11 protein-coding genes are annotated in these 11,935 nt (G+C 60.6%); 9 read left to right on the forward strand and 2 right to left on the reverse strand.

Annotated elements, in window-relative coordinates; genetic code table 11:
* Positions 1–21 precede the first annotated feature (21 nt).
* From phoU to D3878_RS03180, 4 genes are all read left to right on the forward strand, one after another.
* On the forward strand, positions 22–717 hold the full coding sequence (phoU, locus tag D3878_RS03165) for a phosphate signaling complex protein PhoU (RefSeq protein WP_119784160.1): 696 nt from the start codon (positions 22–24) through the stop codon (positions 715–717).
* A 9-nt stretch (positions 718–726) separates the two neighbouring features.
* Positions 727–1,416 carry a phosphate regulon transcriptional regulator PhoB gene (gene phoB / locus D3878_RS03170; RefSeq protein ID WP_119784161.1) on the forward strand — a complete coding sequence of 230 codons (690 nt, stop codon included), beginning with the start codon at positions 727–729 and terminating at the stop codon, positions 1,414–1,416.
* A complete protein-coding gene (gene phoR / locus D3878_RS03175; protein WP_119784162.1) occupies positions 1,413–2,720 on the forward strand; it encodes a phosphate regulon sensor histidine kinase PhoR in 1,308 nt (435 codons plus the stop codon). The genes phoB and phoR overlap by 4 nt, the downstream gene beginning before the upstream one ends.
* Before the next feature lie 106 nt (positions 2,721–2,826).
* Positions 2,827–3,747: a patatin-like phospholipase family protein gene (locus D3878_RS03180; protein WP_119787671.1), complete on the forward strand. Its 921-nt coding sequence runs from the start codon at positions 2,827–2,829 to the stop codon at positions 3,745–3,747.
* 3 nt (positions 3,748–3,750) lie between these two features.
* On the opposite strand, the gene D3878_RS03185 is transcribed toward D3878_RS03180, so the two are convergent.
* Entirely contained in the window at positions 3,751–4,266 is a 516-nt protein-coding gene (locus D3878_RS03185) for a C40 family peptidase (protein ID WP_233556212.1), read from the reverse strand.
* 164 nt (positions 4,267–4,430) lie between these two features.
* Between D3878_RS03185 and D3878_RS03190 the strand changes: the two genes are divergently transcribed.
* The 5 genes from D3878_RS03190 to D3878_RS03210 all read left to right on the forward strand — a co-directional run bounded on the left by D3878_RS03190 (position 4,431) and on the right by D3878_RS03210 (position 11,368).
* Positions 4,431–5,675, forward strand: a complete 1,245-nt coding sequence (locus tag D3878_RS03190; RefSeq protein ID WP_119784164.1) for a response regulator — start codon at positions 4,431–4,433, stop codon at positions 5,673–5,675.
* 257 nt (positions 5,676–5,932) lie between these two features.
* Positions 5,933–7,123, forward strand: coding sequence for a glutamine-hydrolyzing carbamoyl-phosphate synthase small subunit (gene carA, locus D3878_RS03195; RefSeq protein WP_119784165.1), 1,191 nt, complete (start codon positions 5,933–5,935; stop codon positions 7,121–7,123).
* A complete protein-coding gene (gene carB / locus D3878_RS03200; protein ID WP_119784166.1) occupies positions 7,116–10,346 on the forward strand; it encodes a carbamoyl-phosphate synthase large subunit in 3,231 nt (1,076 codons plus the stop codon). Before carA ends, carB begins: the two co-directional genes overlap by 8 nt.
* A gap of 87 nt (positions 10,347–10,433) precedes the next feature.
* Positions 10,434–10,910, forward strand: a complete 477-nt coding sequence (greA, locus tag D3878_RS03205; RefSeq protein WP_119784167.1) for a transcription elongation factor GreA — start codon at positions 10,434–10,436, stop codon at positions 10,908–10,910.
* Between the two features lie 14 nt (positions 10,911–10,924).
* On the forward strand, positions 10,925–11,368 hold the full coding sequence (locus D3878_RS03210; RefSeq protein WP_233556213.1) for a DUF4149 domain-containing protein: 444 nt from the start codon (positions 10,925–10,927) through the stop codon (positions 11,366–11,368).
* A 67-nt stretch (positions 11,369–11,435) separates the two neighbouring features.
* Here the strand turns inward: D3878_RS03210 and yhbY are convergent, their stop codons facing one another.
* Positions 11,436–11,909 carry a ribosome assembly RNA-binding protein YhbY gene (yhbY, locus tag D3878_RS03215; RefSeq protein WP_119784169.1) on the reverse strand — a complete coding sequence of 158 codons (474 nt, stop codon included), beginning with the start codon at positions 11,907–11,909 and terminating at the stop codon, positions 11,436–11,438.
* Positions 11,910–11,935 lie beyond the last annotated feature (26 nt).

The raw sequence follows: 11,935 nt of genomic DNA on the forward strand, positions 1-11,935 counted from the left end.
CACCTTGCAAGGAGTATCCCGATGACGGGCGAGCATTCTTCAAAACAATATGACATGGACCTGGAAACCATCCGCTCCAGGGTCTTGCAAATGGGCGGGCTGGTGGAAAACCAGTTTCAGGATGCCATCAAGAGTTTCCGGATTGGCGACGTCGAGCTGGCGCAGCAGGTCATCAAGGGCGACGAGCAGGTCAATCGCCTGGAAGTGGTGCTGGACGATACCTGCAATCACCTGATCGTCAAGCGCCAGCCGGCGGCCAACGATTTGCGCATGGTCATGTCAACCGTCAAGGTGATTACCGACCTCGAGCGCATCGGCGACGAAGCGGTGAAGATCGCCCGCGTGGCGGCCAGTGCGCATGAGCGCGCCAGCGGCCTCAACCAGTTCGAATTCGTGCGGGTGATCTCCGAGCGCGCGCGCGACCTGCTGCACGAAGCGCTGGACGCTTTCGCCCGCAAGGATGAAAAGCAGGCGCTGAAGCTGATCGCCCAGGATGCCATCATCGACCATGAATACAGCATCATCCTGCGCAGCCTGATCACCTTCATGATGGAAGATCCGCGTACCATTTCCGTGGCGCTCGACACCATGTGGGTGGCCAAGGCCATCGAGCGCATCGGCGACCATGCCAAGAATATTGCCGAGTATGTCGTCTACGTGGTGGAAGGCAAGGATATCCGCCACAGCGACTACGTTGCCACCAAACTTGAACTATGACCGGAATCCATGTCGGCCGATAAGACCACGATACTGATTGTCGAAGACGAACCTGCGATCGTCGAACTGGTAAGTTATTCGCTGAAGGAGGCGGGCTGGCAGGCGCTGGCGGTCAATACCGTCGGCGAAGCCTGGGAATTCCTGCAGCGGCGCACCCCGCACCTGGTCCTGCTGGACTGGATGCTGCCGGATCAGGCCGGCCTGCGCCTCTTGGCGCGCATTCGTGCCGACCGCCAGTTGCAGGCGCTGCCGGTGATCATGCTGACGGCGAAGAGCATGGAAGAGGACAAGATCGCCGGCCTCGACCAGGGTGCCGACGACTACATCACCAAGCCGTTCTCGCCGCGCGAGCTGACCGCGCGCATCAAGGCACTGTTGCGGCGCAAGAGCCCGGAGCATGCGCAAAACGTCATGAGCGTCGGCGCTGTCACGCTCGATCCGGTCAGTTGCAGCGTCAGCCTGGGCGGCGACAAGATCGATATCGGCCACGCCGAATACCGCCTGCTGAAATTCTTCATGGCCCATCCGGAACGGGTGTTTTCGCGAAATCAGCTGCTCGACAAGGTTTGGGGCGATCATGTCGTCATCGAGGAGCGCACGGTCGACGTGCACGTGCTGCGCCTGCGCAAGGCATTGAAAGAGGCGGAGACCCTGATCAAGACTGTGCGCAGCGTCGGTTACATGCTGTCTGAAAAATGAACCCGCAATTGCTGTTCTGGATACCTGCCGCGTTGCGGCTGCTGATTATTCTGGTCTGCGCCGGCGTCGTCTGGGCGTTTTTTGGCCCGCTCGCCGGACTCAGCGTCGCTTTCCTGGCTGTGACCGCGCTGAGCTTTCTGCAATTGTTTTACCTGAATCGCCTGGATAACTGGCTTGACAGTCCTGAAAGCGAAAAGATGCCCGATGGCTGGGGCGCCTGGACCGATGTCTTTTCGCGGCTGTACAAGATGCGCCGCGACGACGAGCGCAACCAGGCCGAGCTGACTGAATGGCTGGCGCGCTTCCGCCAAGCCATGAGCCGTCTGCCGGATGGCGTGGTGCTCATGGATGACGTGCTGTTCCTGGAATGGTGCAATCCGACCGCGCAAAGCCACCTCGGACTGGACCTGGAGCGCGACAAGGGCATGCGGGTCACCAACCTGATCCGTCACCCGGAATTCATGGATTACATCATCCTCGGGCGCTTCGAGCAGCCGCTCACGCTCTCCCTGCGCGGGCGCAAGCTGGTCGTGCATCTCATTCCCTTTGAAAACCGCCGCCAGATCCTGGTGACCCACGATGCCACCGAATCCGAGCGCATCGACATGATGCGGCGCGACTTCATCGCCAATGCCTCGCATGAACTGCGGACGCCGCTGACCGTCATCAACGGCTTCCTCGAGATCGCCTGCAACCAGCCCAGCCTCGACTCGGCCACGCGGAAGGCCCACCTCAAGTTGATGAGCGAGCAGGGCCAGCGCATGCAAAACCTGGTGGACGACATGCTGACACTGAGCCGGCTGGAATCGACCGACTTGCCGCTGCGTGCGGAAAAAGTGAATGTCAGGGCGCTGCTGGAGCAGATCGTGCGGGAAGCCAATGCACTATCGGCGGGCAAGCACACCATCAGCCTGACGGTGGCAGGACCGGATGTCAAGGGCAATACCGAAGAGCTGCGCAGTGCCTTCACCAACCTGGTGACCAATGCCATCCGCTATACGCCGGCGCAGGGCAAAATCGATTTGACGTGGCAAGATACCGACGAGGGGCCGCAATTCATCGTGCGCGATTCCGGCATCGGCATCAGCCAGGAGCACCTCGCCCGCCTTACCGAGCGTTTCTACCGGGTTGACAAGAGCCGCTCGCGCGAGACCCAGGGCACGGGTCTGGGACTGGCCATTGTCAAACATATCTTGCTGCGCCACCAAGGCAAGCTGGTCATCGAATCGGTGGTCGACCAGGGCAGCCGCTTCATGGCGCGGTTCCCGAAAAGCAGCGTTTATTATGAAAATGGCCAGCTCTGAGCGTTGATCGCCTGAAAGCAGGCATTGCGCAAACGCTTGCTTCGCAGGACAATTCCCCTTGTTCTGTTTTTCTGTCCTGCATGTCCATGTGGGCGCTTGCCGCTTTATGCCAAATTTCCGTTTGCAGTTTCCCCTTTTCTCGATTGTCCTGGCTGCGGTTCTGAGCGGCTGTGCCGCGCCGACGCCGCCCGTTCCGCCGTCGCCGCCGGTGGCAGGCGTGCATCCCAAACCGCCACGCACCCTCAAGATCGGCCTGGCGCTGGGCGGCGGTGCGGCGCGCGGCTTTGCCCACATTGGCGTAATCAAGGTGCTGGAAGCACAGGGCATCGTGCCTGACATTGTGGTCGGCACCAGCGCCGGCAGCCTGGTCGGCGCACTGTATGCCGCCGGTAATAACGGTTTTGCCTTGCACAAGCTGGCGCTGGAAATGGAGGAGGGCGCAATTTCAGACTGGTCGGTGCCGCTGTTCGCCAGATCGAGCGGCGTGCTGAAGGGCGAGGCGCTGCAAGGCTACGTCAACAAGGCGGTGCATAACATCCCGCTGGAAAAGCTGAAAATTCCTTTCGGTGCAGTTGCCACCGATTTGCGTACCGGTGCACCGGTGGTTTTCCGCAAGGGTAATACCGGACTGGCCGTGCGCGCTTCCTCCGCCGTACCCAGCGTCTTTCAGCCGGTCCAGGTGGGTGGGCATACGTATGTCGATGGCGGCCTGGTGTCGCCGGTGCCGGTGCGCTTTGCGCGGGAAATGGGTGCCGATTTTGTCATCGCCGTCAATATTTCAGCGCAGCCCGACGCCCAGCAGGCTTCTTCTTCCGTGGAGGTCTTGTTGCAAACCTTCGCCATCATGGGGCAAAGCATCAATCAGTACGAATTGAAGGAGGCTGACGTGGTGATCAAGCCGGGCCTGGGCAACATGAAGGGCGGCGATTTCGCCGGCCGCAACCTGGCGATCCTGGCGGGCGAGCAAGCGGCGTTGAGTCAGCTGGCTGAAATCCGGCAAAAATTGCAAGCCATGCGCCAGCAATAAAAATTAACGGCCCGTAGCCGGGTCATTGATGCGGCGCGCGCCGTTGAAGCGGTTTTTCCAGTACGCCAGATCCATGCTTTCAATGCGCACCTTGCCGCCAGCGGAAGGCGAGTGGATGAACTTGTTGTCGCCCAGGTAAATGCCGACATGGGAAAAAGTGCGGCGCAAGGTATTGAAAAACACCAGGTCGCCGGGACGCAAGTCATGGTTTTCGACGTGTTCGCCGACCCGGCTGATTTCTTCGGCAGTGCGCGGCAGCGCAGTTCCCCAAGTTTGCTGGAAGACAAGGCGCACCAGACCGCTGCAATCCAGGCCGCTCTCCGGCGTATTTCCCCCCATCTTGTAGCGTATGCCCAACAAGCTCATGGCGTGCAAGGCAACTTCGGAGGCGCGGTTGGTAAATTCCCTGAACTTGCTGATCGTACTCGTGGGCGGCGCAAAATCCTCAGGCAGGCCGAAGCCTTCGATCGCGGCCGCCGGCTGACTGGCGAGCAAAACCGCCAGCAGTGCCGGACACAACAGATAATTCCGCAGACGGAAGGCAGGGGAAAAAATTATCATTTTGATAATTTTGGGAAATAGACACAGTCAATGTAAGCGAAAGTGGAATTACTGTCAAAAATTGTTGCCTCTGAATATGCTTTCAAGATAGAGTGAAGTCATGGATAAAGTTTCCCTGAAGCATGCTCACACCAAGCTCCCATGACATACCGGTCAAGCCGCGCGTCCTGATCGCCGACGATTCCAGGATAGTGCGGGCGACCCTGATCAAGCATATCCAGGGCATGTTTGACTTCCGGGAAGCCATGAACGGTGAAGAGGCGTGGGAAACCCTGCTGATCGATCCCACTATTCGCGTGGTGATTACCGATTTGTCCATGCCCAGGCTGGATGGTTATGGCTTGCTCAAGCGCATCCGCTCGTCCGAAATCAGCCGCATCCGCACCCTGCCGGTGGTGGTGGTGTCGGGCAGCGACGAGCAATCCGAGCGCGACCGCGCCAAGGCGGCCGGCGCCAACGACCTGATTACCAAGGGCATCGAGACTGCCCAATTGCTCTCCCGCCTGGATGTGCTGGCCAAGCTGGTCAATACCCAGCGCGAGTTCGAGCGCAGCCTGGAGGTCCTGGCAAAAAACGTGACTGCTGCTTCGCACCTGCAACTGGCGACCCCGGCGGCGCTGGATTCGCATGCGCACAAGGCGCTCACCATCGCCTTGGGCAACCGCAAGAATTTCGTCATCCTGAATGTGATGGTCGGCCTGCGCCATGCTGAACTCGATGGCCAGGCGATGTTGCCGCCGGCATCGGTGGTGCATGCCGTCGGCCAGTTGCTGCAACGCACGATCAGGCAATCCGATCGGGTGGCGCAGACCGGCGAAGCGGAATTCATCCTGGTTACAGGGAGCATTCATTTCGATTCGGCGCGCAATTTCGCCCAGCGCATCTGCCGCGCCATTTCCAATGCCAATATGGTCAGAGATGAGCACATGTCCTTCATCGCCAGTTGCGGCCTGATTTCGCTGTCGGAGAAATATGGGCAAGGCGAGGCGCGGCCCAGCCTGGCTGAATTGAAGGAAATTGCCAGGCGCCGCGCGCAACTCGGGTTGAATCTGGCGACCACCGGTGTGGTCGGTCTGGAGGAGGAACTGGCGTTCGGCCAGGATGGCCGCCTGCCGTCGTTGCCGGCAGGCGAGGCGCCTGCAGCAGGCGCAGTGGCGCAGGCAGAATCTATCGCTGGCACGGAATCGTCCAGCCTGTCGTTTTATCAGCCCCGCGCTGGCCAGGATGGCCAGCCGGAGCCGGTCGAGCTATCCACGCTGGTGCGCTGGATCAGCGAAGGCAAGCAAGAAAAGGTGCTGCAGCATATGCAGGAGCTGTCGCAAGAGTTGAAGCCGCTGGTCGAATTGCTGATCCAGCAACGGCACTAAAGGGCAGGGCGCTTGCTGCCCCGGCGCCGGTGCACGGCATACGCAAGCGCACTCGCCTGTTGCCAGGCATGTCTTGCCAGCTTTGCCTGGCAAGACCTTTTGCGCTATAATCATGCGTTAACCAATTTCATTCCGTCGTAGCGCATACCCCCTCCCATTCGTCCCGAAACGGCCAACATTCGCCAGCGCGCCTACGCGCGCGGGTGACGGGTCGAGCAGGCACGGCGCAGCGACGGTAACAATTTCAGGAGTTACCCTTGCTGCCTTTTTTTTCTGGCCAAACAGTACCGGCCATCCTGGCTCTCGCGGACGGGTCGATTTTTCAGGGTTTTTCCATCGGCGCTCCCGGCCAGACCATCGGTGAAGTGGTGTTCAACACCGCCATGACCGGTTATCAGGAAATCCTGACCGACCCCAGCTACAGCCGTCAGATCGTCACCCTGACTTACCCGCATATCGGCAATGTCGGCATCAATCCGGAAGATATCGAAGCGGCCAAGGTTCACGCGGCCGGTCTGATCATCAAGGATCTGCCGCTGCTGGCCTCGAATTTCCGTTCGCGCCAGACCCTGCCGGAATACCTCAAGGCCGAAGGCATCGTCGCCATCGCCGGCATCGATACCCGCAAGCTGACCCGCATCCTGCGCGAGAAGGGCGCGCAAAGCGGCGCCATCATCGCCGGCCATGACATCGTCGCCAGCCATGCCGTCGACTTGGCGCATTCCTTTTCCGGCCTGGCCGGTCTGGATCTGGCCAAGGTGGTGACCACCGACAAGCCGTATGTCTGGAACGAGACGGAATGGAAACTCGGCGAGGGCTACGGCAAGCAGATTGCGCCGAAGTTCCACGTCGTCGCCTATGACTTTGGCGTCAAGTACAACATTCTGCGCATGCTGGCTGAACGCGGCTGCAAGATCACCGTGCTGCCGGCGCAAGCCAGTGCGGCCGAGGCGCTGGCGCTGAACCCGGACGGCATCTTCCTGTCCAATGGCCCTGGCGATCCGGAGCCCTGCGACTACGCAGTGACGGCAACGCGCGAGCTGATCGAGCGCGGCATCCCGACCTTCGGCATCTGCCTTGGTCACCAGATCATGGCCCTGGCCTGCGGCGCCAGGACCGTCAAGATGAAATGCGGCCACCACGGCGCCAACCACCCGGTGCAGGACCTCGACACCAGGCAGGTGATGATCACCTCGCAAAACCACGGCTTCGCCGCCGATGCCGAAAGCCTGCCAGCCAACTGCCGTGTTACCCACGTGTCGCTGTTCGATGGCACCCTGCAGGGTTTCGAGCGCACCGACCGCCCGGCGTTCTGTTTCCAGGGCCACCCGGAAGCCTCGCCCGGCCCGCACGACATCGCCCCCTTGTTCGATCGCTTCATTGCGCTCATGGAACGCACCAATACGCAAAATACGCAGGCAAAGATGGAGAAACAGAAAAATGCCTAAGCGCACAGACATTAAAAGCATCCTGATCATTGGCGCTGGCCCGATCATCATCGGCCAGGCCTGCGAATTCGACTATTCCGGCGCCCAGGCCTGCAAGGCCCTGCGCGAAGAGGGTTACAAGGTCATCCTGGTCAACAGCAATCCGGCCACCATCATGACCGACCCGGAAATGGCCGACGTCACCTATATCGAGCCGATCACCTGGCAAGTGGTGGAACGCATCATCGCCAAGGAAAAGCCGGATGCAATCCTGCCGACCATGGGTGGCCAGACCGCGCTGAACTGCGCGCTCGACCTGCATCACCATGGCGTGCTGACCAAGTACGGCTGCGAGCTGATCGGCGCCACCCCGGAAGCCATCGACAAGGCCGAGGACCGCTCCAAGTTCAAGGATGCGATGACCAAGATCGGCCTCGGTTCGGCCAAGTCGGGCGTCGCCCACACCCTGGAAGAATCCTGGGCGGTGCAGAAGGAACTGGGTTTTCCGGTCATCATCCGTCCCTCGTTTACCATGGGTGGCACCGGCGGCGGCATTGCCTACAATGCCGAAGAATTCGAAGCCATCTGCAAGCGTGGCCTGGAAGCCTCGCCCACCTCGGAACTGCTGATCGAGGAATCGCTCCTCGGCTGGAAAGAGTATGAGATGGAAGTGGTGCGCGACAAGAAAGACAATTGCATCATCGTCTGCTCGATCGAAAACCTCGACCCGATGGGCGTGCATACCGGCGACTCGATCACGGTCGCGCCGGCGCAGACCCTGACCGACAAGGAATACCAGATCATGCGCAACGCCTCGCTGGCGGTGCTGCGCGAGATCGGCGTCGACACCGGCGGCTCCAACGTGCAATTCTCGGTGAATCCGAAAGATGGCCGCATGATCGTCATCGAGATGAACCCGCGCGTGTCGCGTTCCTCTGCGCTGGCCTCCAAGGCCACCGGCTTCCCGATCGCCAAGATCGCCGCGAAACTCGCGGTCGGCTTCACCCTGGACGAATTGCGCAACGAAATCACCGGTGGCGCCACGCCGGCATCGTTCGAGCCTTCGATCGATTACGTCGTCACCAAGATCCCGCGCTTCGCCTTCGAGAAATTCCCGACTGCCGACGATCACCTGACCACCCAGATGAAATCGGTGGGCGAGGTGATGGCGATCGGCCGCACCTTCCAGGAATCCTTCCAGAAAGCCTTGCGCGGCCTGGAAGTCGGCGTCGATGGCATGAATGAAAAGACCACCGACCGCGAAACCATCGAGGAAGAACTCGGCGCTCCGGGACCGGATCGCATCTGGTATGTCGGCGACGCGTTTGCGCACGGTTTCTCGCTGGAGGAAGTGCAGCAACTGACGCATATCGACCCGTGGTTCCTGGTGCAAATCAAGGAAATCGTCGATATCGAACTGTGGCTGGAAACCCAGAGCCTGGACGCGCTCGACCGCGACACGCTGTTCCGCCTGAAGCAGAAGGGTTTCGCCGACCGCCGCCTGGCCAAGCTCTTGAAGGCCACCGACACGGCGGTGCGCGAAAAGCGCCATGCGCTCAACATCCGCCCGGTGTACAAGCGCGTCGATACCTGTGCCGGCGAGTTCGCCACCAACACGGCCTACATGTACTCGACCTACGATGAAGAGTGCGAATCGCAGCCGACCGATAAGAAAAAGATCATGGTGCTGGGCGGCGGTCCGAACCGTATCGGCCAGGGCATCGAGTTCGACTATTGCTGCGTGCATGCCGCACTGGCGATGCGCGAGGATGGCTATGAAACCATCATGGTCAACTGCAATCCGGAAACCGTTTCGACCGACTATGACACGTCCGATCGCCTGTACTTCGAGCCGTTGACGCTGGAAGACGTGCTGGAAATCGTCGATGTGGAAAAGCCTTATGGCGTGATCGTGCAGTACGGCGGCCAGACGCCATTGAAACTGGCGCTGGACCTGGAAGCCAATGGCGTGCCCATCGTCGGCACTTCGCCCGACATGATTGACGCCGCCGAAGACCGCGAGCGTTTCCAGAAGATGCTGCAGGAACTCGGCCTGCGCCAGCCGCCCAACCGCACTGCGCGCACCGAAGAGGAAGCATTGAAGCTGGCAGTCGAGATCGGCTACCCGCTGGTAGTGCGTCCCTCCTACGTGCTGGGTGGCCGCGCCATGGAAATCGTCCACGAGCAGCGCGACCTCGAGCGCTACATGCGCGAAGCGGTCAAGGTTTCGCACGACTCGCCGGTGTTGCTCGACCGCTTCCTGAATGACGCCATCGAAGTGGATGTGGATTGCCTGTCCGATGGCACGCGCACCTTCATCGGCGGCGTCATGGAACACATCGAACAGGCCGGCGTGCACTCGGGCGATTCGGCCTGCTCGCTGCCGCCGTATTCGCTGTCGCAGCCGACCATTGACGAGATCAAGCGGCAGACCGCTGCCATGGCCCGCGGCCTCAATGTGGTCGGCCTGATGAATGTGCAGTTCGCCATCCAGCAGCAGGAAGTCGACGGCAAGTTGCAGGACATCGTCTTCGTGCTGGAAGTGAACCCGCGCGCGTCGCGCACCGTGCCCTTCGTGTCCAAGGCCACCGGCCTGCAGCTGGCGAAGATCGCCGCGCGCTGCATGGTCGGCCAGTCGCTGGATAGCCAGGGCATCGCCAACGAAGTGGTGCCGCCTTACTACAGCGTCAAGGAAGCCGTGTTCCCGTTCGTGAAATTCCCGGGCGTCGACACCATCCTCGGGCCGGAAATGAAATCGACCGGCGAAGTCATGGGCGTGGGCAAGACTTTCGGCGAAGCCTTCGTGAAATCGCAGCTGGGCGCCGGCGTCAAGCTGCCGACCTCCGGCAAGGTGTTCCTCTCGGTGAAGTCGAGCGACAAGCCGCGCGCGGTGCAGGTGGCGCGCGACTTGGTTGCCATGGGCTTCCAGGTGGTGGCGACCAAGGGTACGGCGGCAGCGATTGAAGCTTCCGGCATTCCAGTGGCAACCGCCAACAAGGTGGTCGAAGGCCGTCCGCATATCGTCGACATGATCAAGAACAACGAGATTGCCCTGGTCATCAACACGGTCGAGGAAAAGCGCAACGCCATCGTCGATTCGCGCGCCATCCGTACCTCGGCATTGGCGGCGCGGGTGACGACCTTCACGACGATCGCCGGTGCGGAAGCGGCGGTGCAGGGCATGCGTCACCTGGATTCCTTGCACGTCTACGATTTACAGGGCTTGCATAAGTCTTTACACTAATCTGATCTGCAATTCCCTCACAGAGGTCACAGAAAGTGCCTTACGGCACTATTTGTGACCTCTGTGTTTTCTTTTGAGTATAAAAACATGAATACAGTACCGATTACCAAATACGGCGCCGAATTGCTGAAGGAAGAATTGCAGCGTCTGAAATCCAAGGAGCGTCCGGCTGTCATCAATGCCATCTCCGAGGCGCGTGCCCAGGGCGATTTGTCGGAAAACGCCGAGTACGACGCCGCCAAGGAAAAGCAGAGCTTCATCGAAGGCCGCATCGCCGACCTCGAAGGCAAGCTTGGCGCCGCGCAGATTATCGACCCGGCCTTGCTGGACGCCGAAGGGCGGGTGGTGTTCGCTTCGACCGTGGATCTGGAAGACCTGGAATCCGGCCAGAAGGTGACCTACCAGATCGTCGGTGAAGACGAGGCTGACCTCAAGGAATTGAAAATATCGGTGACTTCGCCGATCTCCCGCGCGCTCATCGGCAAGTATGCCGGCGACGTGGTCGAGGTGAATGCCCCTTCCGGTCCGCGCGAGTACGAAATCCTCGAAGTGCGCTATATCTGATGGTGGCAATCCGCATGCGCGCAGTGCTGGCCACCCTGTGGGTGGGCAGCCTGTGGACCATCGGCTACATGGTCGCGCCGACCCTGTTTGCCACACTGGAAGACCGCGCCTTGGCAGGCACCATTGCCGGGCGTCTGTTCGCCATCGAAGCCTGGGTCACCGTGGTTTGCGCCGTGCTGCTGGCGTTGCTGGTGGCGCGCGCCGGCGCGGCATTCGATCAGCGGCAGCGCAAGCAGGTATTGATCGTGATCGGCGTGATGCTGCTGTGCACCCTGGTCAGCCATTTTGGCATCCAGCCTTACATGGCGGAGTTGCGGGCTGCGGTTGCGCCCGGGGCCAGCATGGCAGGGGAGATTCAGGCGCGCTTCGGCCGTTTGCACGGCGTTTCGAGCGCGATTTACATGGTGCAGAGCGTGCTGGGGCTGGTGCTGGTGTTGAAGTTGTACCAGGCGAAATAGCCCGGGGTGCCAGGCGATCAAGACCGGCGGGCAGGGCGGCCCGATGCCGCGCCGTGTGCCCCGCGCATCATCCGCGGCTGGAGAGGGTTTTCTTGGTGCTGGTCTGGCGTGGCTTGGCGCGCTTGATGCTGCCGCCGGCAGTGACCCGCTCATTACCTTTGAGCATGACCTTGGATACGGAAGGTTTCTTTGTGCCGCTGCGGCTGGGCTTGACGATGGTGACTTCGCGCAAGCCCTTGCCGCGTTTTTCGCTGGCTTCCTTTTCCGCTTCTTTTTGCGGACGATAAATCACCAGCAGCTTGCCGATATGCTGCACTGGCGCGGCGTCCAGTTCTGCACAGATCGTCTCGTAAATGGCCACGCGCGCTTCGCGATCGTCGCCGAACACGCGCACCTTGATGAGGCCGTGCGAGTTCAGGCTGGCATCGATTTCCTTCATGACTGCGGGCGTGAGGCCGGCTTCGCCGATGATGACGACAGGGTTCAGGCCATGGGCTTCGGCGCGCAAGGCGCTGCGTTCGGCGGGAGTGAGCTTCAGCATAACTATAAATATCCTTTAAAAGCAGT

The sequence above is a fragment of the Noviherbaspirillum sedimenti genome (genome assembly GCF_003590835.1).
In the GTDB taxonomy this organism is placed as follows: Bacteria; Pseudomonadota; Gammaproteobacteria; order Burkholderiales; family Burkholderiaceae_D; genus Paucimonas; species Paucimonas sedimenti.

What these genes read in the sequence shown, in the direction of transcription:
- yhbY (WP_119784169.1), bottom strand. Translation starts at nt 11,909, where the DNA reads ATGCTGAAGCTCACTCCCGCCGAACGCAGCGCCTTGCGCGCCGAAGCC.
- D3878_RS03180 (WP_119787671.1), top strand. Translation starts at nt 2,827, where the DNA reads ATGCCAAATTTCCGTTTGCAGTTTCCCCTTTTCTCGATTGTCCTGGCT.
- D3878_RS03190 (WP_119784164.1), top strand. Translation starts at nt 4,431, where the DNA reads ATGCTCACACCAAGCTCCCATGACATACCGGTCAAGCCGCGCGTCCTG.
- phoR (WP_119784162.1), top strand. Translation starts at nt 1,413, where the DNA reads ATGAACCCGCAATTGCTGTTCTGGATACCTGCCGCGTTGCGGCTGCTG.
- phoU (WP_119784160.1), top strand. Translation starts at nt 22, where the DNA reads ATGACGGGCGAGCATTCTTCAAAACAATATGACATGGACCTGGAAACC.
- D3878_RS03210 (WP_233556213.1), top strand. Translation starts at nt 10,925, where the DNA reads ATGCGCGCAGTGCTGGCCACCCTGTGGGTGGGCAGCCTGTGGACCATC.
- phoB (WP_119784161.1), top strand. Translation starts at nt 727, where the DNA reads ATGTCGGCCGATAAGACCACGATACTGATTGTCGAAGACGAACCTGCG.
- carB (WP_119784166.1), top strand. Translation starts at nt 7,116, where the DNA reads ATGCCTAAGCGCACAGACATTAAAAGCATCCTGATCATTGGCGCTGGC.
- greA (WP_119784167.1), top strand. Translation starts at nt 10,434, where the DNA reads ATGAATACAGTACCGATTACCAAATACGGCGCCGAATTGCTGAAGGAA.